General features: G+C 71.8%; 23 protein-coding genes. 14 read left to right on the top strand and 9 right to left on the bottom strand.

The genetic code is table 11. The features are described 5' to 3' along the window. Window positions 1-114: 114 nt before the first annotated feature. Entirely contained in the window at window positions 115-573 is a 459-nt protein-coding gene (locus tag JIW86_RS27210; protein WP_215140932.1) for a peroxiredoxin, read from the bottom strand. 157 nt (window positions 574-730) lie between these two features. Beyond that, window positions 731-1,156, bottom strand: a complete 426-nt coding sequence (locus tag JIW86_RS27205; RefSeq protein ID WP_215140931.1) for a DUF3052 domain-containing protein — start codon at window positions 1,154-1,156, stop codon at window positions 731-733. Between the two features lie 470 nt (window positions 1,157-1,626). On the opposite strand from JIW86_RS27205, the gene aceE reads away from it, so the two are divergent. Both aceE and JIW86_RS27195 read left to right on the top strand, forming a co-directional pair. Continuing rightward, window positions 1,627-4,359 (top strand): pyruvate dehydrogenase (acetyl-transferring), homodimeric type, encoded by a 2,733-nt coding sequence (aceE, locus tag JIW86_RS27200; RefSeq protein ID WP_215140930.1) that lies wholly within the window; start codon window positions 1,627-1,629, stop codon window positions 4,357-4,359. Between the two features lie 72 nt (window positions 4,360-4,431). Then, complete coding sequence (locus JIW86_RS27195; RefSeq protein WP_215140929.1) at window positions 4,432-5,223, top strand: potassium channel family protein; 792 nt, start codon at window positions 4,432-4,434, stop codon at window positions 5,221-5,223. Here the strand turns inward: JIW86_RS27195 and JIW86_RS27190 are convergent. Continuing rightward, window positions 5,204-5,596: a peptidase inhibitor family I36 protein gene (locus JIW86_RS27190; protein ID WP_257556507.1), complete on the bottom strand. Its 393-nt coding sequence runs from the start codon at window positions 5,594-5,596 to the stop codon at window positions 5,204-5,206. The genes JIW86_RS27195 and JIW86_RS27190 overlap by 20 nt on opposite strands. 356 nt (window positions 5,597-5,952) lie before the next feature. Between JIW86_RS27190 and JIW86_RS27185 the strand changes: the two genes are divergently transcribed. The 3 genes from JIW86_RS27185 to JIW86_RS27175 all read left to right on the top strand — a co-directional run bounded on the left by JIW86_RS27185 (window position 5,953) and on the right by JIW86_RS27175 (window position 8,906). Next, window positions 5,953-6,642: a TetR/AcrR family transcriptional regulator gene (locus JIW86_RS27185; RefSeq protein ID WP_215140927.1), complete on the top strand. Its 690-nt coding sequence runs from the start codon at window positions 5,953-5,955 to the stop codon at window positions 6,640-6,642. A gap of 182 nt (window positions 6,643-6,824) precedes the next feature. Then, a complete protein-coding gene (locus JIW86_RS27180; protein WP_416237692.1) occupies window positions 6,825-7,976 on the top strand; it encodes an alpha/beta hydrolase in 1,152 nt (383 codons plus the stop codon). A gap of 75 nt (window positions 7,977-8,051) precedes the next feature. Beyond that, window positions 8,052-8,906 carry a DUF4429 domain-containing protein gene (locus tag JIW86_RS27175; RefSeq protein WP_257556506.1) on the top strand — a complete coding sequence of 285 codons (855 nt, stop codon included), beginning with the start codon at window positions 8,052-8,054 and terminating at the stop codon, window positions 8,904-8,906. Between the two features lie 23 nt (window positions 8,907-8,929). Here JIW86_RS27175 and JIW86_RS27170 read toward each other — a convergent pair whose 3' ends face one another. Together JIW86_RS27170 and JIW86_RS27165 are read right to left on the bottom strand one after the other, a co-directional pair. Then, window positions 8,930-9,964, bottom strand: a complete 1,035-nt coding sequence (locus tag JIW86_RS27170) for an aldo/keto reductase (protein ID WP_257556505.1) — start codon at window positions 9,962-9,964, stop codon at window positions 8,930-8,932. After that, window positions 9,961-10,353, bottom strand: coding sequence for a MerR family transcriptional regulator (locus JIW86_RS27165; RefSeq protein ID WP_251064184.1), 393 nt, complete (start codon window positions 10,351-10,353; stop codon window positions 9,961-9,963). Before JIW86_RS27165 ends, JIW86_RS27170 begins: the two co-directional genes overlap by 4 nt. A gap of 52 nt (window positions 10,354-10,405) precedes the next feature. Here JIW86_RS27165 and JIW86_RS27160 point away from each other — a divergent pair, with 52 nt between their 5' ends. Beyond that, the gene (locus JIW86_RS27160) at window positions 10,406-11,218 is read left to right on the top strand and encodes a serine hydrolase domain-containing protein (RefSeq protein ID WP_257556504.1); all 813 of its coding nucleotides are present in this window, start codon (window positions 10,406-10,408) and stop codon (window positions 11,216-11,218) included. Window positions 11,219-11,376: 158 nt separating this feature from the next. On the opposite strand, the gene JIW86_RS27155 is transcribed toward JIW86_RS27160, so the two are convergent. Beyond that, window positions 11,377-12,048: a pirin family protein gene (locus JIW86_RS27155; RefSeq protein ID WP_215140922.1), complete on the bottom strand. Its 672-nt coding sequence runs from the start codon at window positions 12,046-12,048 to the stop codon at window positions 11,377-11,379. A gap of 81 nt (window positions 12,049-12,129) precedes the next feature. Between JIW86_RS27155 and JIW86_RS27150 the strand changes: the two genes are divergently transcribed. The 5 genes from JIW86_RS27150 to JIW86_RS27130 all read left to right on the top strand — a co-directional run bounded on the left by JIW86_RS27150 (window position 12,130) and on the right by JIW86_RS27130 (window position 17,044). After that, window positions 12,130-13,347: a PucR family transcriptional regulator gene (locus JIW86_RS27150; protein WP_215140921.1), complete on the top strand. Its 1,218-nt coding sequence runs from the start codon at window positions 12,130-12,132 to the stop codon at window positions 13,345-13,347. An 89-nt stretch (window positions 13,348-13,436) separates the two neighbouring features. After that, the gene (locus tag JIW86_RS27145) at window positions 13,437-14,369 is read left to right on the top strand and encodes an ACP S-malonyltransferase (RefSeq protein ID WP_257556502.1); all 933 of its coding nucleotides are present in this window, start codon (window positions 13,437-13,439) and stop codon (window positions 14,367-14,369) included. A 19-nt stretch (window positions 14,370-14,388) separates the two neighbouring features. Continuing rightward, the gene (locus JIW86_RS27140) at window positions 14,389-15,393 is read left to right on the top strand and encodes a ketoacyl-ACP synthase III (protein WP_215140919.1); all 1,005 of its coding nucleotides are present in this window, start codon (window positions 14,389-14,391) and stop codon (window positions 15,391-15,393) included. A 57-nt stretch (window positions 15,394-15,450) separates the two neighbouring features. Then, the gene (locus JIW86_RS27135; RefSeq protein WP_215140918.1) at window positions 15,451-15,699 is read left to right on the top strand and encodes an acyl carrier protein; all 249 of its coding nucleotides are present in this window, start codon (window positions 15,451-15,453) and stop codon (window positions 15,697-15,699) included. A gap of 79 nt (window positions 15,700-15,778) precedes the next feature. Next, window positions 15,779-17,044 carry a beta-ketoacyl-[acyl-carrier-protein] synthase family protein gene (locus tag JIW86_RS27130; protein WP_215140917.1) on the top strand — a complete coding sequence of 422 codons (1,266 nt, stop codon included), beginning with the start codon at window positions 15,779-15,781 and terminating at the stop codon, window positions 17,042-17,044. A gap of 54 nt (window positions 17,045-17,098) precedes the next feature. On the opposite strand, the gene JIW86_RS27125 is transcribed toward JIW86_RS27130, so the two are convergent. Beyond that, window positions 17,099-17,593, bottom strand: coding sequence for a DUF3145 domain-containing protein (locus JIW86_RS27125; protein WP_069920163.1), 495 nt, complete (start codon window positions 17,591-17,593; stop codon window positions 17,099-17,101). Between the two features lie 249 nt (window positions 17,594-17,842). Here JIW86_RS27125 and JIW86_RS27120 point away from each other — a divergent pair, with 249 nt between their 5' ends. Then, the gene (locus tag JIW86_RS27120) at window positions 17,843-18,739 is read left to right on the top strand and encodes an SGNH/GDSL hydrolase family protein (protein ID WP_257556497.1); all 897 of its coding nucleotides are present in this window, start codon (window positions 17,843-17,845) and stop codon (window positions 18,737-18,739) included. Between the two features lie 109 nt (window positions 18,740-18,848). Here the strand turns inward: JIW86_RS27120 and JIW86_RS27115 are convergent, their stop codons facing one another. Beyond that, window positions 18,849-21,311, bottom strand: a complete 2,463-nt coding sequence (locus tag JIW86_RS27115; RefSeq protein WP_257556496.1) for a beta-glucosidase family protein — start codon at window positions 21,309-21,311, stop codon at window positions 18,849-18,851. A 173-nt stretch (window positions 21,312-21,484) separates the two neighbouring features. Here JIW86_RS27115 and JIW86_RS27110 point away from each other — a divergent pair, with 173 nt between their 5' ends. Together JIW86_RS27110 and JIW86_RS27105 are read left to right on the top strand one after the other, a co-directional pair. Beyond that, window positions 21,485-22,063, top strand: coding sequence for a TetR/AcrR family transcriptional regulator (locus JIW86_RS27110; RefSeq protein WP_215140914.1), 579 nt, complete (start codon window positions 21,485-21,487; stop codon window positions 22,061-22,063). A gap of 34 nt (window positions 22,064-22,097) precedes the next feature. Further along, window positions 22,098-22,814: a carbon-nitrogen hydrolase family protein gene (locus JIW86_RS27105; RefSeq protein ID WP_257556493.1), complete on the top strand. Its 717-nt coding sequence runs from the start codon at window positions 22,098-22,100 to the stop codon at window positions 22,812-22,814. Between the two features lie 9 nt (window positions 22,815-22,823). Here JIW86_RS27105 and JIW86_RS27100 read toward each other — a convergent pair whose 3' ends face one another. Continuing rightward, complete coding sequence (locus JIW86_RS27100; protein ID WP_257556491.1) at window positions 22,824-24,410, bottom strand: DUF2142 domain-containing protein; 1,587 nt, start codon at window positions 24,408-24,410, stop codon at window positions 22,824-22,826. Window positions 24,411-24,423 lie beyond the last annotated feature (13 nt).

The following is a 24,423-nucleotide window of genomic DNA, read 5'->3' as shown; positions in this document are numbered from 1 at the left end:
TCGTGCAGGGGGCTCTCCCGGCCGTGGCCGGGGGAGCTACCGGATCAACGTTTCGATCCTAGTGACGGGTTCCCGCCTGTAAACGGTTTTCGCGCGGAACTGCGACGACGAGCCTCAGAGGCTGTCGAGTGCCTTGATGTACTCGTTCAGGTCACGCGCGTCGGGCAGTCCGTTGACGACAGTCCAGCGCACGACGCCGTCCTTGTCGATGATGAAGGTGCCGCGGACCGCGCACCCCTTCTCCTCGTCGAAGACCCCGTACGCGCGGGAGGTCTCCCCGTGCGGCCAGAAGTCCGACAGGAGCGGGTAGTCCAGGTTCTCCTGCTCCCCGAAGACCCGGAGGGTCGGCACGGAGTCGTTGGAGACGGCGAGGAGCTGGACCTCGTCGTTCTGGAACCGCGGCAGCTGGTCGCGCAGCTCGCACAGCTCGCCGGTGCAGACGCCGGTGAAGGCGAACGGGTAGAAGAGCAGCACCACGGCCTTCTCCCCCCGGAAGTCGGAGAGCCGCACGGTGGCGCCGTGGTTGTCCTTGAGCTCGAAGTCCGGGGCCTTGTCGCCGACCTCGATCGCCATCTCTCGCATCCCTTCGTTCCCGCATTTCCTGGATGCCCGCAGTGGGCCGTTCGGGTGAGGCACAGCCTAGGCGGGGCGGGGCCCGGAACGCACACACCCCGCCGACCGGGGGTCGACGGGGTGCACGATGTGTCCGCTCGGCAGCGGAAGGCGCGGCTTAGCGCTTCTTGACGGCCGTCTTGGGCGTCACCAGCTTGGTGGCGGCCCACTCCTTGCCTACGGGAAGACCCTTGGCCAGCGAGAGGCCGGCGGTCTCCGCGGCTTCCTTGATGTCGCTGGCCTCGACGTAGCCGGGGCGGCCCGTCTTGGGGGTCAGCAGCAGGATCAGTGCGCCGTCCTCGATCAGCTCGGTGGCATCGACCAGTGCGTCCGCCAGATCGCCGTCGTCCTCGCGGAACCACAGCAAAACGGCGTCCGCGACGTCGTCGTAGTCCTCGTCGACGAGATCGCCGACGAGCTCATCAACGACATCACGGAAATCCTGATCGACGTCGTCGTCGTAGCCGATCTCCTGGACCACCTGTTCGGACTGGAAACCCAGCCGGGCGGCCAGGTTCTCCGCGTGGTCCGCGGTCGCGCTCACGGGGTGCCTCCTGCTCATGTTCGGTGAATGTCTTCTGGCGGCGCGCGTACGCGCAGCATTGGACGTAGTCCACACGGGCGCGGCGGATCGCGCAAGTACCCGGCCGCCGAGACCGTCGAAACGGTGACGATTGCGGCCGTCTCGCCGCAACTTTCAGCCTCCCCGTGTGGGGCTCTGGTGACTCATCCCACACCATTGCGGTCCATTCGGCATCATCGGCAACGCTTGATGACTTTCCTACCCGCTTGAGGGACGAACGTCCTTACGACTTTGTTGGCGGTGTGTGACCGACTTGGGCGTAAGGTTGCGATTTGGCCGGACCGCCTTCGGATCGCCCACCCCAGACTTCCTGCCGACTCCAGGGATTACCCAGCGGTAGAGATGACGATCTCGGCCGAGCGTAAGACCATGGGAGGCGGCGCCCCCCAGATACGGCTTCAGCACGACTCCCCCGACAGCGAAGGAACAGCGTGGTTTCCGCATCCGATCGCAATCCGATCATCATTGGCGGCCTGCCCAGTCAGGTCCCGGACTTCGATCCGGAGGAGACGCAGGAGTGGCTCGACTCCCTGGACGCAGCGGTCGACGAGCGGGGCCGTGAGCGCGCCCGCTATCTGATGCTGCGGCTGATCGAGCGGGCCCGCGAGAAGCGCGTGGCCGTGCCCGAGATGCGCAGCACCGACTACGTCAACACCATCGCCACCAAGGACGAGCCGTTCTTCCCCGGAAACGAGGAGATCGAGCGCAAGGTCCTCAACGCCACCCGGTGGAACGCGGCCGTCATGGTCTCGCGCGCCCAGCGCCCGGGCATCGGGGTCGGCGGCCACATCGCGACCTTCGCCTCCTCCGCCTCCCTCTACGACGTGGGCTTCAACCACTTCTTCCGGGGCAAGGACGAGGGCGACGGCGGCGACCAGATCTTCTTCCAGGGCCACGCGTCCCCCGGTATCTACGCGCGCGCCTATCTCCTGGACCGGCTCTCCGAGCAGCAGCTCGACGCGTTCCGGCAGGAGAAGTCGAAGGCCCCGTACGGCCTTTCGAGCTACCCGCACCCGCGGCTGATGCCGGACTTCTGGGAGTTCCCGACCGTTTCGATGGGCCTGGGCCCGCTCGGTGCGATCTACCAGGCCCGGATGAACCGGTACATGGAGGCGCGCGGGATCGCGGACACCTCCAAGTCCCACGTTTGGGCGTATCTCGGCGACGGCGAGATGGACGAGCCGGAGTCGCTCGGCCAGCTGTCGATCGCCGCCCGCGAGGGTCTGGACAACCTGACCTTCGTGGTCAACTGCAACCTCCAGCGCCTCGACGGCCCGGTGCGCGGCAACGGCAAGATCATCCAGGAGCTGGAGTCGCAGTTCCGCGGCGCCGGCTGGAACGTCATCAAGCTGATCTGGGACCGCTCCTGGGACCCGCTGCTGGCCCAGGACCGCGACGGCATCCTGGTCAACAAGATGAACTCCACCCCGGACGGGCAGTTCCAGACGTACGCCACCGAGTCGGGCGCGTACATCCGTGATCACTTCTTCGGCGGCGACCAGCGGCTGCGCGCGATGGTCGAGAACATGACCGACTATCAGATCCAGCACCTGGGCCGCGGCGGGCACGACCACAAGAAGGTCTACGCGGCCTACGCGGCGGCCAAGGCCCACAAGGGCCAGCCGACGGTGATCCTGGCCCAGACGGTCAAGGGCTGGACGCTGGGCCCGAACTTCGAGGGCCGCAACGCGACGCACCAGATGAAGAAGCTGACGGTCGACGACCTCAAGCGCTTCCGTGACCGCCTGCACATCCCGATCACGGACGCGCAGCTGGAGAGCGGCGCCCCGCCGTACTACCACCCGGGCCCGAAGTCGCCCGAGATCCAGTACATGCACGACCAGCGCAGCGCGCTCGGCGGCTACGTGCCGACCCGTGTGGTGCGCGCCAAGCCGCTGCAGCTGCCGGGCGACGCGACATACGCGGCGGCCAAGAAGGGCTCGGGCCAGCAGTCGATCGCCACCACGATGGCCTTCGTCCGCATCCTGAAGGACCTGATGCGGGACAAGGAGATCGGCCGGCGCTTCGTGCTGATCGCGCCCGACGAGTACCGCACCTTCGGCATGGACGCGTTCTTCCCGAGCGCCAAGATCTACAACCCGCTGGGGCAGCAGTACGAGGCGGTCGACCGCGACCTGCTGCTCGCGTACAAGGAGTCGCCGACCGGCCAGATGCTGCACGACGGCATCTCGGAGGCGGGCTGCACGGCCTCGCTGATCGCCGCGGGTTCGGCGTACGCCACGCACGGCGAGCCGCTGATCCCGGTCTACGTCTTCTACTCGATGTTCGGTTTCCAGCGCACCGGTGACCAGTTCTGGCAGATGGCCGACCAGCTGGCGCGCGGTTTCGTGCTGGGCGCGACCGCGGGCCGGACCACCCTGACGGGTGAGGGGCTCCAGCACGCCGACGGTCACTCCCAGCTGCTGGCGTCGACGAACCCGGGCTGCGTCGCGTACGACCCGGCCTACGGCTACGAGATCGCGCACATCGTCAAGGACGGTCTGCGGCGCATGTACGGGCCGCAGGCGGAGGACGTCTTCTACTACCTGACCGTCTACAACGAGCCGATCCAGCACCCGGCCGAGCCGGCGGACGTGGACGTGGACGGGATCCTCAAGGGCATCCACCGGGTGTCGGCGGGCACGTCCGGCACCATCGGGGCGCAGATCATGGCCTCGGGCGTGGCGGTGCCGTGGGCGCTGGAGGCGCAGCGGATCCTCGCGGCCGACTGGAACGTCAAGGCGGACGTCTGGTCGGCGACCTCCTGGAACGAGCTGCGCCGCGAGGCCGTCGAGGTGGAGGAGCACAACCTGCTCCACCCGGAGGAGGAGCAGCGCGTCCCGTACGTGACGCGGAAGCTGTCGGGTGCGGAGGGTCCGTTCGTGGCGGTCTCCGACTGGATGCGGGCGGTGCCGGACCAGATCTCGCGCTGGGTGCCCGGCCCGTACACCTCGCTGGGCGCGGACGGCTTCGGCTTCGCGGACACCCGTGGTGCGGCCCGGCGCTTCTTCCACATCGACGCCCAGTCGGTGGTCCTGGCGACGCTCACCGAGCTCGCCAAGGCCGGCCGGATCGACCGTTCGGTGCTGAAGCAGGCCGTGGACCGGTACCAGCTGCTGGACGTCGCGGCGGCGGACCCGGGCGCGGCGGGCGGCGACGCGTAGCCGTCACCCTTCCGTGAGGGGCGCCGGGACACCTGTCCCAGCGCCCCTTACGCGTTCTTTACGATGCTGGGCATGAAGCAACCCTCCCGCCAGCTGCTCTGGGAGCGGCGGAGCCAGACCCCGCTGCTCGTCCTCGCCGTGGGCTTCGCCGTGGCGTACGCCGTGCCGATCGTCGTCCCCGACGCGAGCGCGCAGGTGCACCGGGCGTGCACGTACGCGGAGTGGGTGGTGTGGGGGGCCTTCGCCGTCGACTACGTGGTCCGGCTGGGTCTCGCGGCGGACCGCCGGCACTTCGTACGGACGCACTGGCTGGACCTGTGCGCCGTGGTGCTGCCGCTGGCGCAGCCCCTGCGGCTGCTGCGGCTTGTGTCGACGCTGCTGCTGGTGGGCCGGCGGGCCCGGATGGCTCCGCAGATCCGGCTGACGACCTATGTGGCCGGAGCGGTCGTGGGGCTGCTGATGTTCGGCTCCCTCGCGGTGCTGAGCGTGGAGCGGGACGCCCCGGACGGGAACATCAAGAACCTGGGCGACGCGGTGTGGTGGTCCTTCACCACCATGACGACGGTCGGGTACGGCGACCACTCCCCCACCACCGGCCTCGGCCGGGTCCTGGCCGTCGGCCTGATGCTGTCGGGGATCGCCCTGCTCGGTGTGGTGACCGCGAACATCGCCGCCTGGTTCATCTCCCGCTTCGAGCGGGACGACCGGGCGGAGCGCCTCCAGCTGGCGGCCATCGAGGAACTCCACGCGGAGGTACGGGCGCTGCGTGCCGAGGTCGCCCGGCTGGGTGACCCGCAGGCCGGGCAGCCGGGCGCCCCGGCGCCGCGCGAGGCCGTGGCGGGGCCTAGTTCTCCCACACCTTGAACGCCCTCACCTGGTAGGGGGACTGGGGTAGCCAGACCCCGTCCCCGGGATAGGTCTGGAACTCGCCGGTCTCCGCGCACACGGCCGACTGGTAGGTGGTCACCGGGCGCCCGGTGCGGTTGGTGAGCGACTGCGCGCTGGTTCCGGCGGGCAGCGCGGTGCAGCTGTTGATGTCCAGGGTGCTCAGTTCGTGGGTGTACCGGGTGCCCTTGAACTCCGGTTTCGCCCACAGGCACAGCTGCCCGGTGGCGCATGCCCCGAGGGTCGCCGGGCCCGCGGCGTGCGCGGAACCGGCCGCGCTCGGGATGAGGGCGGTGGCGGCCAGGACGGCGGCGGCCAGGGCGGTGACGCGAGCGGTGTTACACGTACGCATGACGGGTCAACTCCTTGTGGACGAAGGGCGCCGCAGTGGGTTCCGAAGCGCCGTCGACACCACGCTGACCTGCGAATACGGGCGGGGGGAAGGGGGCTCGGCCGGCTCCACCCTGATAGGCGACGGCCCGGCGGGAACCGTCCGGCGGGGCCGTCGTAGGTGCGGAGTTGACGCCTCCGCGGGGCAGAGGCAGCGGCGCCGCCCGCCGGTTGTCCCCGAACGAGTTGCCGACCGCGGGGCCATGACCGCGGCCCGGCAGCCGCCGAGGCCCACCAACGGCTTAACGGGACGGCCGCTGTCATGTGGGTCACAGATAGCCTGACCGCCCACTCGGCGTCAGAAAGGAGCCCCCCGTGATGACCGACGAGCGGCCGGCACCGGCCGCACCGGTGGTGGCGGGACTGCGCGAGCGCAAGAAGCGGCGCACCCGGGACGCGCTGCTGCGCGCCGCCCTGCTGCTCTTCGTCTCCCAGGGGTACGAGCGCACCACCGTCGACGAGATCACCGACACCGTGCACGTGTCGCAGCGGACCTTCTTCCGCTACTTCGCGAACAAGGAGGAGGTGGCGTTCGCCGTCCAGGACCTGGTCGAGTCGCACTTCTTCGCCGAACTGCAGGCCCGGCCGGCCACCGAGGGCCCGCTCGAGGCGATGCGCGGCGCGGTGCTCGCCACCTGGGACCACCTCGAGCAGGCCCTCTCCGATGTGGTCCCCGTCGACCTCTACATGCGCAGCTACCGGCTGATCGAGTCCACCCCGGCCCTGCTCGCCGTGCACCTGCGCCGCTGCACCGGCCTGGAGGAGCGGATCTCCCGGCTGATCGCCGCCCGCGAGGGCCTGGACGTGGACGGCGACCCGCGCCCGCGCGTGGCCGTCGCCGCGTTCTCGGGTGTGATGCGGGTCACCGGGCGGCTCTGGGGGCAGGGCGAGGACACCAGCGTGGCCGCGATCCGGCGGATGACCGAGGCCTGTCTGGACCAGATCGGCCCTGCCCTGGCCGGGAACTGGCGCCGTACGTCCGCCGGAGCCGGGGTCGCGAACGGCTGACTGCTGATCAACGGCCGTCGGCGCGGCGGCACCCGGTCGGCCGTGAGACCCGTCACCCGGCGCGCCCCGGCCGGAAGAGGTCTCCTACGCTGGTCCCAGTGAACCTGTCCGGCCATGCCCTCCCCACCGCCCACGGCGCCGACCCGCGCCCCGCCGTCCTGCGCACCCTGCTCGCGCTGGCGGTGGTCTTCGTCATGCTGGCGACCACCGGCTGGACGGCCGTGCACCGCCCCGAGGGCGGCACCCCGCTGCGCGCCGCGGCCCTCGCCGCCTGGGCGCAGGCCCGCATCGGCGGCCGCCCGGTGCCACCCGCGGACGCCCCCGCACGGACGGTGGCCCGATTCTTCGACGGGCTCGACGGGGCCCAGCGGGCCCGGCTCGCCGACGGCTACCCCCTCGTCGTGGGCAACCTCGACGGGGCCCCCGCCGCCACCCGCTACCGGGCCAACCAGCGCGGCCTGGAGCAGGCCGGCCAGGTCGAGAACGCCCGCAGCCGCGACGTCGCCCTGACCCCGGCCGACCGGGCCGCGGCCATCCGTCGTGCCCACCGCTTCGCCTCGCTCACCGAGCCCGGCCGGCAGATCCTCGCCTTCGACCCCACCGGCGGCGGCCTCGTCGCCGAGGTGTTCGGCGACCTCGACCTGGCCCGCCGGGTCTCGGTGGTCGTCCCCGGCGTCGACACCGACGTGGTCACCTTCGAGCGCACGCAGCGCCGCTTCACCGCCCCGGTCGGCATGGCCCGGTCCCTGTACGACGCCCAGCGCGCGGCCGACCCGGACGGCCGGACGGCGGTCATCGCCTGGGCCGGGTACAACGCGCCCACCGGGGTCGGCATGGACGCCGCCACCGGCCGTATGGCCTTCGACGGCGCCGTCCGGCTGAAGTCCCTGACCACCGCCCTGCCCGGGGACTCCCGCGTGGCGCTGTTCTGCCACAGCTACGGATCGGTGGTGTGCGGGGTCGCCGCGCACGAGCTGCCGGACCGGGTGACGGACGTGGTGGTGGCGGGCAGCCCCGGGATGCGCGCTTCGAGCGTCGCCGGACTGCACACCTCGGCCCGGGTCTGGGCCACGCGGGACGAGGGCGACTGGATCGCGGACGTACCGCACCTGGAGGTCGGCGGGCTGGGCCACGGAGCCGACCCGGTCTCCCCGGAGTTCGGCGCGCGGCTGCTGTCCTCGGCCACGGCCAAGAGCCACACCGGCTATTTCGCGCCAGGGACCGACTCGGTGGACAACTTCGCCAAAATCGGAACCGGTGCATTCGGTTCCGTTGTGTGCGCGACCGGGGACGACGCCTGCCGAGACGGTATTTCCGGCGCCGAGCGGGACTGACGCGCGTAGAGGCCCGGAAAGTGGGCCTCGCATCGAGGGGGACGCGCGAGGGCGCCTCCCTTTACCATGTGGCACATGGGTGACGTACTGGCCGGAAACCATGCCGTCTGGGAGTTCGACTCGGACTCGGTGCTCATCCGCTTCGCACGGGGGATAAGAACGCCGAGGGCGCCGAGACTTTTCCATGCCCTCGGCGAGCGCCGGATCCCCCTGGAAGCGGTGTCCGGGGTGACCGTGAGCGCCGGGAAGCGGGACACGGTGGTGCTGCGTGCCGTCCCGCGGCCGGGCGCGGATCCGCTGATGGAGGCCGCCGCCGGGCAGTTGAAGGAGGCCTGCGACCCCTACCGGCTGGTGCTGCCGGGCGAACGGGCCCCGTACGCGGCCGCCTTCGCCGACGCGCTGCGCTCCCGGCTCGGCCCGGAGGCCGCCGAGCCCGCCGCGCACTTCCTGGTCGACGTCCCGCAGCCGCCGCTCCAGTTGAAGGCGTACGACGCGCGCGTGGCCTTCGACGGCTCGGCGGTCACCTTCCACTGGTCCCGTACGGGCGCCACCAGCACCAAATGGAAGGCGGGCGACCAGCGTTACCCGCTGGCCGCCCTCACCGGCGTGGAGTGGAGCTCACCGGACGGCCCCGGCGGCCACCTGCGGCTGCTGCTGCGGGAGCCCCGGCTCACCGCGGCCGACCCCCGTCCGAGCCACGACCTCGCGGCGGCCGTCTTCGGCATGGGGTACGGGGCGGTGCACGAGTCGCTGCCGTTCGCCGCGGCCGTCCTGGCCGCCCTGCGCGGCCGCACCCCGGTCGCCGCCGTCCCCCGGCCCCGGCCGTCCGACGACCGGCTCGAGCACCTGAGCGAGCTCCACTGCGCGGGCCTGCTGACGGACGCGGAGTACGTGACCCTGCGGGACCGGTTCACCGCGGAGCGGCCCTGAGCCCCGACCCCGCTCAGGTCCCCTCAGACCTCGCGGGACGCCGAGGTGAACGTCATGTCCGGGTAGCGGTCCCCCGCGACCCGGGACGCGATCGGCTCCAGCAGCTCCAGCTCCGCCGCCGTCAGCGTGATCCGCGTCGCCGCCGCGTTCTCCCGCAGCCGCGTGGCCTTGCGGGTGCCCGGGATCGGGACCACGGTCAGCCCGTGCACCCGCGCCCGCTGCTGCACCCAGGCCAGGGCGATCTGCGCCGGGCTCGCCCCGTGCGCCTCGGCGACCTCCCGGACCGGGGCCAGCAGCGCGGCGTTCGCCTTCGCGTTGTCGCCGGTGAACCGGGGCTGCTGGCGGCGGAAGTCCTCGGCCGCCAGGTCCGTCGACGCGTCGGTGAAGGCCCCCGTCAGGAAACCCCGGCCCAGCGGGGAGTACGGGACGAAGGCCACGCCCAGCTCGGCCGCCGCGCCCACCGCACTGCGCTCCACGTCCCGGCTGAACAGCGACCACTCCGACTGGAGCGCCGCGATGGGGTGCACGGCGTGCGCCTCGCGCAGTTCCGCGCCGGTGACCTCGCTGAGCCCGAGGTGGCGCACCTTGCCCTCCCGCACCAGCTCCGCCATGGCGCCCACCGACTCGGCGAGCGGCACGGCCGGGTCGCGCCGGTGCATGTAGTACAGGTCGATGACGTCCACGCCGAGCCGGCGCAGGCTGTCCTCCACCGCCTGCCGGACGTAGGCCGGGTCGTTGCGGACGCCGCGGTAGCCCGGGTCGTCGCTGCGCTCTATGGCGAACTTCGTCGCCAGGGTGATCTCTTCGCGGTGCGCGGCCACGAAGGGGGCGAGGAACTCCTCGTTGCGCCCCCGCCCGTAGACGTCCGCGGTGTCGATGAGGGTGACCCCGGCGGCCAGCGCCGCCTCCAGGGTCTCGCGGGCCGCCGCCTCGTCGGTGTCCCCGTAGAACTCGCTCATGCCCATGCAGCCCAGGCCCTGGACGCCGACCAGCGGGCCGCCCTTGCCGAGTTCGGCCTGCTCGATGGGGGAGCCGTCATACTCCGAAATGACTGTCATGACTGCGCCTTCCCCGCGACCGCGTTCGTCGCATAGAAATCGATCTTGTAGTCCAGTACGGCGAGCGCGTCCGTCAGCTCCGAGATCCGCGCCCGTACGTCGCGGCGCGTCCGCTCCAGCAGCTCGCGGCGTTCGCCGAGGGTGTGGTCGCCCTCGCGGACCAGTTCGGCGTACCGGACCATGTCCGCCACCGACATCCCGGTGGCGCGCAGCTTGCCCACGAAGGCCAGCCAGTCGAGGTCCTTGTCGCTGAACCGCCGCTGGCCCGAGTGGGAGCGGTCCACGTGAGGCATCAGGCCGATCCGCTCGTACCAGCGCAGCGTGTGCTGGGTCAGACCGGTCCGGGCCTCGACCTCGCTGATCGTGTACCGCGTCTGCGTCAGACTCATGGCCCACACGCTAAAACCCTTGAGTGCACTCCAAGCAAGTAGGCTCGACGCCATGCAGAGCTTGCAGATCATCGAGAACTGGCCGGTGCAGACGGCCGCGGCGGCCGTCGTGCGCGCCGACGGCAGCCTGGCCGGCTCCCACGGGCCCGTCGGCCACCGCTTCGCGCTGGCCTCGGTCACCAAGCCGCTCGCCGCGTACGCGGCCCTCGTCGCGTACGAGGAGGGGGCGATCGAGCTGGACGAGCCGGCCGGGCCCGAGGGGTCGACGGTCCGTCACCTGCTCGCGCACACCAGCGGGCTGGCCTTCGACGAGCACCGGGTGAGCGCCCCGCCCGGGCAGCGCCGGCTGTACTCGAACGCCGGCTTCGAGGTGCTCGGCGACCACATCGCCAAGGCCACCGGGATCCCCTTCGCGGAGTACCTGCACCAGGCGGTGTGCGAGCCGCTGGGCATGACGTCCACCACCCTGGAGGGTTCGCCCGCCAAGGACGGCGTGTCGACCGTCTCCGACCTCGTACGGTTCGCCGCCGAGCTCCAGGCGCCCCGGCTGCTCGACGTCCGCACGGTCGCGGCGGCCACCTCCGTCGTGCACCCCGGCCTCAAGGGCGTCCTGCCGGGCTACGGGCACCAGTCGCCCAACGACTGGGGGCTGGGCATGGAGATCCGTGACGGCAAGTCCCCGCACTGGACGGGCGCTTCGTCCTCCCCGCGCACCTTCGGCCACTTCGGCCAGTCCGGCACCTTCCTGTGGGTGGACCCGGACGCCCGCGCCGCGTGCGTGGCCCTGACGGACCGCGCGTTCGGCCCGTGGGCGGTGGAGGCCTGGACCCCGTTCACCGACGCGGTCCTCGCCGAGCTCCGCTAAGCGGCCTCGGGGAAGTGGGGTGCGTTTCCGCGTCGTCCGGTGCGGTGCATCGCAAGGCGGAGCAGTGCCCTAGTACTGGACGTACTCGGGTACTGCGACAACGCGGCGAGGCGCCGTGCCGGGCGGCGCGGAGACGTGCCCCACTTCCCCGAGGCCGCTTAGCCCTGGGCGGACTCACCCGGCAGTTCCCAGATCAGCAGCTCGCCCGGGGACCCGGCGACGATCTCCAGATCCTTCTCATCGGTGATCCGGACCGCGTCCCCCGGGCCGAGTTCCTGCCCGTCCAGCCGCAGGTCCCCGCGCACCACGTGCAGGTACACCCGCTCCGCCGCCGGTACGGGGACCCGCTCGCCCGCGCCCGGCCGCCGGACGTGCAGCACGGCTCCGGCCGCGGGGACCGCGTAGGGCGTGCTGTCGGCGATGCCCCGGATCACCTCGTACGAGGGGTCGCCGCCGGGGGTGAGCGGCGCGAGCCAGGTCTGCACGAAGCGCAGCCGCCCGCCACCGTCGTTGCGCTCCACGTGCCGCGCCCCGGATCCGGCGCTGAGCCGCTGTACGTCGCCGGGCCGAACCAGGCCCTCCTCGCCGGTGTCGTCCCGGTGGGTGAGCTCGCCCTCGACCACCCAGGTGACGATCTCGGTGTGGCTGTGCGGGTGCTCGTCGAATCCGGCGCCCGCGGCGAGGGTCTCCTCGTTGCAGGCCAGGACCGGGCCGAAGCGCAGGTTGTCCGGGTCGTAGAAGGACCCGAAGGAGAAGGCGTGCCGGGTGGTGATCCCGGCGGCCGGTTCCCCGCCCTCGTACCGGTCGGAGCCGCGCCGTACATCAATCATGGAGGCCACCGTAGCCCCCGCGTGCGCGGCGGGCATGGGACCGGACTCCGCGCAGCCGTCCCGATAAGGCAGTCTTGTCACGTGCCCCAACCCGAACGTGAGCATTCCCCCGCGACACACGCCGCGCATCCCGCTCCCGCCCATCCGCACACCGCGACGCTGCGCCGGCTGGAGAAGTCCTCCGGCCGGCTCGCCGCCAACGCGATCGCGCGCATGGACGAGACCCTGCCGTGGTACCGGGCGATGCCCCCGGAGAACCGGTCCTGGATCGGCCTGGTCGCCCAGGCCGGCATCGCCGCGTTCACGGAGTGGTTCCGGCACCCGGAAACCCCGCAGGCGATCTCCACCGACGTGTTCGGGACGGCTCCGCGCGAGCTGACCCGGGCGATCACCCTGCGCCAGACCGTCGAGATGGTCCGCACCACGATCGAGGTCATGGAGACGGCGATCGAGGAGGTGGCGGCCCCGGGCGACGAGCAGATCCTGCGCGAGGCGCTGCTCGTGTACGCCCGGGAGATCGCCTTCGCGACGGCCCAGGTGTACGCGCAGGCCGCCGAGGCGCGCGGGGCGTGGGACGCGCGGCTGGAGTCGCTGGTCGTCAACGCGGTGCTGTCCGGTGAGGCCGACGAGGGTGCGCTCTCGCGGGCGGCGGCGCTGGGCTGGAACTCTCCGGAGCACGTGTGCGTGGTGCTGGGCACCGCGCCGGAGGGGGACAGCGAACTGACGGTCGAGGCGATCCGGCGGGCGGCCCGGCACCACAAGCTCCAGGTCCTGACCGGGGTGCTCGGCGACCGCCTGGTCGTCATCGCGGGCGGCAGCGACAACCCGATGCAGGTGGCGAAGTCCCTGATCGGACCGTTCGCGGCCGGTCCGGTGGTGGCCGGCCCGGTGGTGTCCGACCTGCTGAACGCGACGAAGTCGGCGCAGGCCGCGGCGGCCGGGCTGAAGGCCTGCACGGCGTGGCAGGACGCCCCGCGCCCGGTCCTGGCGGACGATCTGCTGCCGGAGCGGGCGATCGCCTCGGATCCCGCCGCCCGGGACCAGTTGGTGGAGGAGATCTACAGACCGCTGGAAGAGGCGGGCTCGGCGCTGCTGGAGACGCTGAGTGTCTATCTGGAGCAGGCGAGCAGCCTCGAAGGGGCGGCCCGCATGCTGTTCGTGCACCCGAACACGGTGCGCTACCGGCTGCGACGTGTGACCGACGTCACCGGCTGGTCACCCTCTGATGTCCGCTCGGCGTTCACGCTGCGGATCGCCCTGATTTTGGGGCGTCTGGCCGACGGCGACAGCCAGTCCTAGACTTTTGTCGGACATCAACAATTACCCCGACGGTTCTTCGTCCCTGTCCCCACGGGCGGCAGGGACCATCCACAAGAGAGAGTGTGAGGGTGCTCGTACTCGTCGCTCCCGGCCAAGGCGCTCAGACGCCCGGCTTCCTGACTCCCTGGCTCGACCTTCCCGGTGCCGCTGACCGCGTCGCCGCCTGGTCGGACGCCATCGGGCTCGACCTTGCCCACTACGGCACCAAGGCCGACGCGGACGAGATCCGCGACACGGCCGTGGCGCAGCCGCTGCTGGTCGCGGCGGGTCTGCTGGCCGCAGATGCCCTGCTCACCGTCAACGGCACCGGCCGTTCGGCCTTCGGTGCCGTCGCCGGCCACAGCGTCGGTGAGATCACCGCCGCCGCGTACGCCGGCGTCCTGTCCGACGCCGACGCGCTGTCGTTCGTCCGTACGCGCGGTCTGGGCATGGCCGAGGCCGCCACCGTCACGGAGACCGGCATGGCCGCGGTCCTCGGCGGTGACCGTGACGTGGTCGTCGCACACCTGGAGAAGATGGGGCTGACCCCGGCCAACATCAACGGCGCGGGCCAGATCGTGGCCGCCGGCACCGCCGAGCAGATCGCCGCCCTGGTGGCCGAGAAGCCCGAAGGCTCCACGAAGGTCGTCGCCCTCAAGGTCGCGGGCGCCTTCCACACGCACCACATGGCCCCCGCGGTCGCCACGCTGGAGAAGGCCGCCGAGGCCCTCTCTCCGGCGGACCCGGCGCTGAAGTACGTCTCGAACAAGGACGGTCTTGTCGTCACCAAGGGCGCCGACGTCGTCGCCCGCCTGGTCGGCCAGGTCGCGAACCCGGTCCGCTGGGACCTGTGCATGGAGACGTTCGCCGAGCTGGGCGTCACGGGGATCATCGAGCTCTGCCCCGGTGGCACCCTGACGGGTCTGGCCAAGCGTGCGCTGAAGGGCGTACCGAACGTGGCCCTGAAGACCCCGGACGATCTCGACAAGGCCGCGGCGCTCGTCGCCGAGCAGACGGTCTGAGAGAAGGAGCCCACACAGCATGTCCAAGATCAAGCCGGCCAAGGGCTCCCCTTACGCCCGCATTCTCGGTGTCGGCGGCTACCGCCCGACCCGTGTGGTGCCCAACGAGGTCATCCTCGAGACGATCGACTCGTCCGACGAGTGGATCCGCTCCCGTTCCGGCATCGCGACCCGGCACTGGGCCTCGCCCCAGGAGACCGTCGCCGCGATGTCGGTGGAGGCTTCCGGAAAGGCGCTGGCCGACGCCGGTGTCTCCCCCGAGCAGATCGGGGCGGTGATCGTCTCCACGGTCTCGCACTTCAAGCAGACCCCGGCCATCGCGACGGAGATCGCGCACCGGATCGGCGCGGTCAAGCCCGCCGCCTTCGACATCTCCGCGGGCTGTGCCGGTTTCGGCTACGGCCTGACCCTGGCCAAGGGCCTGGTGGTGGAAGGTTCCGCCCAGTACGTGCTCGTCATCGGCGTGGAGCGGCTCTCGGACCTGACCGACCTGGAGGACCGCGCGACGGCCTTCCTGTTCGGCGACGGCGCCGGTGCCGTGGTCGTCGGCCCCTCGGACGAGCCGGCCATCGGCCCCACGGTGTGGGGTTCGGAGGGCGACAAGTCCGAGACCATCAAGCAGACCGTGCCGTGGGACGAGTTCCGCAGCAAGGACAGCGCCGAGAAGTTTCCGGCCATCACGCAGGAGGGTCAGGCGGTCTTCCGCTGGGCCGTCTTCGAGATGGCCAAGGTGGCCCAGCAGGCGCTCGACGCCGCCGGGATCACCGCGGACGACCTGGACGTCTTCATTCCGCACCAGGCAAACATGCGGATCATCGACTCGATGGTGAAGACTCTGAAGCTGCCGGAGCACGTCACGGTCGCCCGTGACGTGGAGACCACCGGCAACACCTCGGCCGCCTCGATCCCGCTCGCTATGGAGCGGCTCCTGGCGACCGGAGCGGCGAAGAGCGGCGACACCGCGCTCGTCATCGGCTTCGGGGCGGGACTCGTCTACGCCGCGACGGTCGTTACCCTCCCCTAGGACCGGGAACCACATTCCGATCCTGCTTTACCCAGTTACCCAGAGAAGGAGCGCCACATGGCCGCCACCCAGGAAGAGATCGTCGCCGGTCTCGCGGAGATCGTCAACGAGATCGCCGGCATCCCCGTCGAGGACGTCCAGATCGAGAAGTCGTTCACCGACGACCTCGACGTCGACTCCCTCTCCATGGTCGAGGTCGTCGTCGCCGCCGAAGAGCGCTTCGACGTCAAGATCCCGGACGAGGACGTCAAGAACCTCAAGTCGGTCGGCGACGCCGCGAGCTACATCCTGAAGCACCAGGCCTGAGCCTGACGAGCGTTTGTCGCCACCTGGCGGTGGCGCCGTGACAATTCAGCACCCCCTGAGACGTGGAGAAAGAATTCCTGTGAGCCCGACCAATCGCACCGTGGTCGTCACCGGTATCGGCGCAACCACTCCGCTGGGTGGCGACAGCGCTTCGACCTGGGAAGGTCTGCTCGCCGGCCGTTCCGGCGTAAAGCCCCTGGAGGGCGAGCGCTTCGCCGAACTCCCGGTCCGCATCGCCGCACCGGCCGCCGTGGACCCGAGCGAGGTCCTGCCCCGGCCGCTGGCCCGCAAGCTCGACCGCTCGGCGCAGTTCGCCGTCATCGCGGCCCGGGAGGCGTGGGCCGACGCCGGCTACACCGCCCCTGCCGGTGAGGACGGCCCCATCGCGCCCGAGCGCCTGGGCACCGTGATCGCCTCCGGCATCGGCGGCGTGACGACCCTGCTCGACCAGTACGACGTGCTGAAGGAGAAGGGTGTGCGCCGGGTCTCCCCGCACACCGTCCCGATGCTCATGCCGAACGGCCCGTCCGCCAACGTCGGCCTGGAGGTCAACGCCCAGGCGGGCGTGCACACTCCGGTCAGCGCCTGCGCGTCCGGCGCCGAGGCCATCGGCTACGCCATGGAGATGATCCGCAGCGGCCGTGCCGACGTGGTCGTCGCGGGCGGCACCGAGGCGGCGATCCACCCGCTGCCGATCGCCGCGTTCGCCAACATGATGGCGATGTCCAAGAACAACGAGAACCCCGAGCAGGCTTCCCGCCCGTACGACAAGGCCCGTGACGGCTTCGTCCTGGGCGAGGGCGCGGGCGTCGTCGTCCTGGAGTCCGCCGAGCACGCCGCCGCGCGCGGCGCCCGGGTCTACTGCGAGGTGCTGGGCCAGGGTCTGTCCGCGGACAGCCACCACATCGCGCAGCCGGAGCCGACCGGCCGCGGTGTCGCGGCCGCGGTGCAGAACCTGCTCGACAACACCGGGCTCGACAAGGCCGAACTGGTCCACCTGAACGCGCACGCCACGTCCACCCCGCAGGGTGACACGGCCGAGCTGAAGGCCCTGCGCAAGGTGCTGGGCGAGGACCTCGACCACATCGCGATCTCCGCGACCAAGTCGATGACCGGTCACCTGCTGGGCGGTGCGGGCGGCATCGAGACCGTCGCGACCGTGCTGGCGCTCTACCACCGGCTGGCCCCGCCGACGATCAACGTCGACGACCTCGACGACGACATCGACGCGGACATCGTGCGCGGCGAGCCGCGCAAGCTGCCTGCCGACGGCCCGATCTCCGCGATCAACAACTCCTTCGGCTTCGGCGGCCACAACGTGACGCTCGCGTTCCGTACCGTCTGACGCACGTACGAAGGGCCCCGCCCGGCAATTGCCGGGCGGGGCCCTTCGCGTGTGTCAGACCACCTGGTGGAGCCAGCGGACCGGGGCGCCCTCGCCCGCGTAGCGGAAGGGCTCCAGTTCGTCGTCCCAGGGTTTGCCGAGCAGCTTGGCGATCTCCGCCTCCAGGTCGGTCTCGCCTCGGCCGGACCGGGCGAGGGCGGCGCGCAGCCGGTCCTCGGGGATCAGGATGTCGCCGTGCATGCCGGTGACGGCGTGGAAGATGCCGAGCTCCGGGGTGGAGCTGTAGCGCTCGCCCTCGGCGGTCGGACAGGGTTCCGCGGTCACCTCGAAGCGCAGCAGGTGCCAGCCGCGCAGCGCGGAGGCGAGTTTCGAGGCGGTGCCCGCCTCGGCCTGCCAGGAGAACTCGGCTCTCCAGGTGCCCGGGGAGGCGGGCTGCCTGATCCAGTCGAGGTTCACCCGCACCCCGAGCACGCCCGCAACAGCCCATTCCACGTGCGGGCAGAGCGCGCGCGGTGCGGAATGCACGTACAGAACTCCACGTGTCGTCACCGGGACCTCCAGTGTGGGACGAGGTCGGGAATAAACTCCAGAAAACGGACAGTATGTGACGTGATGTAATGTAACGGAAATTATTTGACATTGCGCTACGGGACCTGCGGCCGAAACGCCACGGGAAAAAGCTACCGTGCGTCAGGGGTCATGGTGTGACGTACGGTCGCTCCAAGGCCGGTAAACACAGAGCTTTCACTCAGCAGGACCCCCCGAACGACGCGGGGGTGTCGAGGAGGGGACCATCCGATGCGCACCACCGCTCCGCGCCGCCGCGCGCGCCGGACGCTCGCGGGCGCGGGAGCGGCGGTCGCCCTGCTGGCCGGGGCGCTGACGGGGTGCGGGCCGGGCGACTCGGGTGACGAGGGCGAGCGCGGGGCGCAGGCCGGGCCGCGCTGGAACACGGCGCCCGCCTCGATCGCCGCCGTCGGCGACTCCATCACCCGTGGTTTCGACGCCTGTTCGGTCCTCGCCGACTGCCCGGAGGTCTCCTGGGCCACCGGGAACGATCCGACGGTCCGCTCGCTGGCCGCGCGACTGCTGGGGGAGGCCGAGGCGCCCGCCCGCAGCTGGAACCTCGCGGTGACCGGCTCGCGGATGGCGGACCTGCCGGGGCAGCTGTCCCAGGCGGTCGCACACAAGCCTGACCTGGTCACGGTCATGGTGGGCTCGAACGACGCCTGCCGGCCCACGGCTTCGTCGATGACGCCGGTGGCGGAGTTCCGGTCCGGTTTCGAGGAGGCCCTCGCGGGGCTGCGGGCCTCGTCCGCCTCCACCCAGGTGTACGTCTCCAGCGTCCCGGATCTCCAGCGGCTGTGGGAGCAGGGCAAGGACGACCCGATGGTGCGGAGGATCTGGAGCCTGGGCATCTGCCAGTCGATGCTCGCCGATCCGCTGGCGGCGGGCTCGGGTGCGAAGACCCGGCGCGAGCAGGTGCGGGCGCGGGTGGTCGAGTACAACGAGGTGCTCCGCGAGGTGTGCGCGAAGGACGCGCTGTGCCGTTACGACGGCGGCGCGGTCTTCCAGTACCCGTTCTCGGCGGACCAGTTGAGCCGTTGGGACTGGTTCCATCCGGGCAAGGACGGGCAGGCGCGGCTGGCGGAACTGGCGCACCGACAGGTGACGGCGGCGCAGCCGCCACGTTGACGCGACGGACCGGAGGCGGGAGTCAGGGCCCGCCTCCGGTCCAGCTTCAGAGGACGCGACAGGGGTTATTTCCGGCCATTTCGTCCTTACGGCGTGTCGTGACGCTGCGTCACCCGAGGTCGAGCGTGGCCGTCAGCCGTGTGTCGCCGTGCGAGTGGCTCGCGCGGACCTCGTAGGTGCCGCCGATCCGCTGCCAGCCGCGGGCCTCCTCGTCCCAGATCTCGAAGGCCCGGGCGGGCAGGGCGATCTCGGCCTCGACGCTCTCGCCGGGGCCCGCCTCGACGCCCGCGAAGCCGGCCAGCCAGCTGGCCGGGCGCTCCACTGTCGCGCTCTGCGCGCTGTCGGACGCAGTGGCCACGGGGGCCAGGTAGACCTGGACGACCTCGCGGCCGGGCCGGGTGCCGGTGTTGGTGACGCGGACCCGGGCCGTGGTGGCGGTGACCTCGAGGGACTCGTACGCCCAGTCGGTGTACCCGAGGCCGTGCCCGAAGGGGAAGGCGGGGGCGATGGACCGGGCCTCGTACGCCCGGTAGCCGATGAACAGCCCCTCGCGGTACTCCAGGCGCCCCTCGGTGGGCACGACCTCGGTGACGGGCGCGTCCGCGAACCGCGCGGGCCAGGTGGTGGGCAGCCGCCCGCCCGGCTCCGCGTGCCCGAGGAGTACGTCGGCCAGCGCGGCCCCGCCCTCCTGCCCGGGGAACCAGGTCAGCAGCACGGCGGCGACGTCCTCGCGCCACGGGAGCTCGACCGGGGAGCCGGCGTTGACGACGACCACGGTGTTCGGGTTGGCGGCGGCGACGGCGCGGACCAGGTCGTCCTGACGGCCCGGCAGGTCGAGGTCCTTGCGGTCGAAGCCCTCGGACTCCACGCGGTCGGTGGTGGCGACGACCACGACGGCGGTGTCGGCGGCGCGGGCGGCCGCCACCGCCTCGGCGATGAGCTCCTCGGCGTCGCGCCGCGGACCGAGGTGCAGCAGCGAGAACATGATCGCCTTGAGCGGCAGCGCGGTCATGTCGGGGACGTGGAAGGTCAGCGAGACCTCGACGGGCTCGCCCTCGGTGAGGTCGATCCGGGCGCGTTCGCTGGGGGCGCCGAAGAAGGCCTCGAAGGGGTCGGCCTCGTTGCCCATCTCCTGGACGCCCTCCCAGAGGGTCCGTCCCCCGACGGCGAGGGTGAAGGCGCCCAGTCCCCGGGTGCCGAAGGCGTGCTCGCCGCTCTCGCGCGGCAGGAAGGCACCGGTGACCTCGATGCTCGCCATGGTCTCGTACGTGGCGCCCGCGGGCAGGTCGTTGCCGATCCACTGGACCTGGCCGGTGGGCAGGCTGCCCTCGCCGAGGACGGCGCCGGAGGCGTCGCGGCAGACGGCGCGGAGCTCGAAGCCCTTGTCGGCGGGGGCGAGTTCGTCCGAGGGGTCGGCGCCGACGGAGTAGGTCAGCGCGCCGTCCGGGAGCGCGGCGGTGAGGCCGTCGAGCGGGGAGACGATCCGCTCGGGAAAGACGGTGGCGGAGCCGCCGCCGAGGACGCGGGCGTCGCGGGCTGCGGCGCCGATCAGGGCGACGGTGCGGCCGGCGGCGGCGAGCGGCAGGGCGCCGCCCTCGTTCCGTACGAGGACGAAGCCGCGGGCCGCGAGCTCGCGGGCCAGCGCCTGGCCGTCGACCGGGGCGGGGGCCTCGGCGACCACGGCGGGGGCGCCCTCCAGGATGCCGACGCGGGCGGCGAGGCGCAGCACGTTGCGCACGGCCTCGTCCACGGCGGACTCGGGGACCTCGCCGCCCCGGACGGCCTCGGCGAGGGCGGGTCCGTAGACGGTCTGCGGGCCGGGCATGGCCACGTCGAGGCCGCCCTCGATGTCCCCGGTGGTGGAGCGGGCGGCCATCCAGTCGGAGACGTTGTAGCCGTCGAAGCCCCACTCGCCGCGCAGGACTTCGTTGACCAGGTAGCGGTGCTCGGTCATCGTCGTGCCGTTGACCTGGTTGTACGCGGTCATGATGCCCCAGGGGTGGGCATTGGCGACGATGGCCTCGAAGGGTGCCAGGTACAGCTCGCGCAGCGGGCGCGGGGCGATGACGCTGTCCGCGGTGAACCGCTCGGTCTCGGCGTCGTTGCCGACGAAGTGCTTGACGGTGGTGCCGACCCCGCCGTCCTGGACGCCGTTCACGTACCCGGCGCCGACCACGCCGGTGAGGTACGGGTCCTCGGAGTAGCACTCGAAGTGGCGGCCGCCGAGCGGGGAGCGGTGCAGGTTGACGGTGGGCGCGAGGAGCACGTGGACGCCCTTGCGGCGGGCCTCCTGGGCGAGGAGCCGGCCGGCACGGCGGGCGAGGGCGGGGTCCCAGGCGGCGGCGAGCGCGGTCGGGGAGGGCAGCGCGATGGACGGGTCGTCGGCGGTCCAGCGCACACCGCGCACCCCGATGGGGCCGTCGGACATGACCAGGGACTGCAGCCCGATCTCGGGGACGGCGGGCAGGGACCACATGTCCTGGCCGGCCAGCAGGCGGGCCTTGGTGTCGAGATCCAGCTTGCCGAGCGCCTCTTCTACGACGCTGTTGCGGACCTGATCGGCATCGGTCACGGCCGTGCCTCCTCGTTGAGTGCGATGCGTGCGGTGCGGTGCGGTGCGGTGCGGTGCGGTGCCCCCATCGTGGACCTGTTGCCTGTAGAGCGGTAGGTCTCGTAATCTGTTCGTAATATCCGGATGTCGTACGGTGCTGCGGACAGGCGCGAACGAAAAGGGGTGCCGGGGCGATGGCCAGGGCGAGGAGCGAGGAGCGGCGCGAGGAGATCGTCCGCGCGGCCGTCGAGGTGATCGCGGAGCGCGGCTACCGGGGCGCGTCACTGGGTGCGGTCGCCGAGCGCGTCGGTCTGACCCAGCAGGGGCTGCTGCACTACTTCCCGACCAAGGAGGCCCTGCTGGTCGCGGTGCTGCAGGAACGCGACCGCTGGGACACGGGCGGCGGCTCGCGCGCCTCGGCGGACACCTGGCGCCTGGACCTGCTGGCCTCGCTGGTGGAGTACAACGCCATGCGCCCGGGCATCGTGCAGACCTTCTCGGCGCTGCTGGGCGAGAGCGTCACCGACGGCCACCCGGCCCGGGAGTTCTTCACCGAGCGCTACGCCCAGGTCCGCGGCGAGATGGCGGCGGTCCTGCGCGCCGAGTTCGGCGACCGCCTCCCCTCGGGCCTCACCCCGGAACAGGCGGCTCCGCTCCTGACGGCGGTCATGGACGGCCTCCAGTACCAGTGGCTCCTCGCCCCCGAATCGGTGGACATGCCCGCGGCGTTCCGCTCCTTCCTGACCCTGCTGCGGGGGCCCGCGGAGCTCTGACGGCAGCGCCAGAACACCCCCTAGGCTGGGCCGCGTGAAGATCGCCGCAGCTCAGATGACCTGTGTTCCCGCCGATGTGCGGGCCAATGCCGACCGGGCCGCCGGGCTCGCCGTCCGGGCCCGGGAGGAGGGCGCCGGGCTCGTGGTGTTCCCCGAGTTCACGCTCACCGGCTACGAGCTGGACGCGCTGGCCGCCGACCCCGGGCTGTGGACGGCCGCCGACGACCCCCGGCTGGACCCGGTGCGCTCCGCCGGCATCGCCACCGCGGTCAACGTCGCGCTGCCGACCGACGACGGGCGGCCCGCCATCGCGACGCTGGTCCACGACGCGGACGGCGCGCACGTGACCACGTACCTGAAGCAGCACCTCTTCCGGCACGAGCAGGACGTCTTCCGGCCCGGGGAGCGCGACGGGCGGTTCGAACTCGGCGGGATCCGCTTCTCGTTGGGCATCTGCTACGACAACCACTTCCCCGACCTGTCGGGCCGGGGCGCGGCCGACGGCTGCCGGGTGCACCTCGCCTCGTCCCTGTACGGGACGGGCGACGGCGTCCACGAGCGCGCGACCGTCCATCCGGGGATCGCGAAGGAGCACGGCCTGTACGTCGTCCTCGCCAACCACGTCGGCCCGGCGGGCCCGTGGACCGGCTGTGGCGGCGCGGCCGTGTGGGCCCCGGGGGGCATGCTGCTGGCCGAGGCGGACGACCGTACGCCGTCGGTGGTGACCACCGAGATCGGGGTCACCACCTGACGGGGTGCGTCAGACGGGCTCGTGCACCCGCGAGTGGCGGCCCGGACGCGGGGTGTCCAAGTCCGGGGGCTGCGGCGCGGCGGGCTTGCGGTCCGACACCAGGGCCGCCACCACGATGGCGAGAGCCGCCGCCGTGTACACGCCGGTCCACAGGACCCAGCCGCCGGGCGGGGCCCAGTGCGCGTGGGTCGCCAGCCACGAACCCTTGGTGCCGACCGTGAAGCGGCGCAGCGTCCAGTAGAACGCCGCCCCGTTGGCCAGCGCGAGGCCGGCGACGGAGAAACCGACCAGCCGTCGCCAGGGGAAGCCCCGCTCGGGGGCGCGCGTGGCGCAGATCAGCACGGCCATCAGCGGCAGGCCGACGGCGAAGGGCAGCAGGTAGCGGCCCTGCCACACCATGCCGATCCGCTCCGCTTCCGAAGCCTGGGCGGCCACCGGGACCAGCACGACGGCCGCCAGCATGCCGAGTACCGCCACCACGTCGCGCCTGCGGCCGTAGACCAGCGCCAGCGCGACGAGCGTCCCGAGCACGGCCATCCACACCACGTACATGAAGGCCGGGGCCGGGGTGTCCAGCCAGCCGAAGTACCCGAGCATCTGCTTGATGTAGACCTCGGTGTTGCCGAGGGTGCGCTTCGCGGCCACGCCCGAGGTGAGCGAGTCGGGGATGTCGATCTTCGAGTTGTCCGGGTGCGACGCCGCCCAGAGCAGCGCACCGGCCGTCGCGGCGCCCAGCAGGGCCGTCCACATCCACAGGGCCTTGCGGCGCAGCACCGATCCCAGTACCCCGCGCCGCTGCGTCAGCAGCAGGCAGAAGACCACGGCCCCGCCGAACCAGATCAGTCCCAGCGGCCGGATGTTGATCAGCACCAGTCCGCCGATGCCCAGCCGGGCGAGCCGGCGGTTCAGCAGCTGTGGGTCGGGGGACAGCACGATCGACAGCAGGGCCGTCCACACCAGGATCCCGGCGGCGATCTCACCACCGCTGGGGTTGACCATGCCGGCCATGTACAGCGTCATCGGCGTGGCCGCTGTGAGCACGCCGATCATCGCCAGCGAGCGCCGCCGCCACTCGGCGGCCGTGACCACCGCGCTGGCCAGCAGGGCCGAGCAGAGCAGCGCCGACACGAAGCGCATCAGGTACAGCCCCTTGGGGCCGTCGACCAGCAGGCTCGGCCAGCCGGTCGCCAGGTAGTAGGCCGGGTGGTAGCGGCCGGCCGCCGTGGTGGCCTGCACGATCTTCTCGGAGTTCCCGAGCGAGGGCGCGCAGGACGCGGGCCTCGACTGGTGCCACGAGTAGCACTCGTGCACCGCGGGCAGGTTCCGGTACCACTCCGGGAGCTGCACGCCGGTCTCGGCGAACTGCCCCTCGATGCCCGCCACCGTGTGCGGAACCATCACCTGGGTTCCGCCGATCTGACCCCTGGCGACGGCAGCGGCACGGATGAAGTGCGCGTGCTCGTCGGGGGAGCTCCCGAGGGGGCTGGCGGCGGACCAGGAGCCCGCGAGCGCGAAGAACAGCGCGAACGCGATCAGCCAGAGCCGCTTGGGTGTTCTGGCCGACCAGTCGGCCAGCCGCGTCAGTGCGGAGATCATCGGTTCCCTCGAG

The sequence above is a fragment of the Streptomyces sp. NBC_00162 genome, assembly GCF_024611995.1.
In the GTDB taxonomy this organism is placed as follows: Bacteria; Actinomycetota; Actinomycetes; order Streptomycetales; family Streptomycetaceae; genus Streptomyces.
The sequence above is the reverse complement of the archived record's forward strand: the minus strand, read 5'-3'. Positions and strand labels throughout refer to the sequence as shown.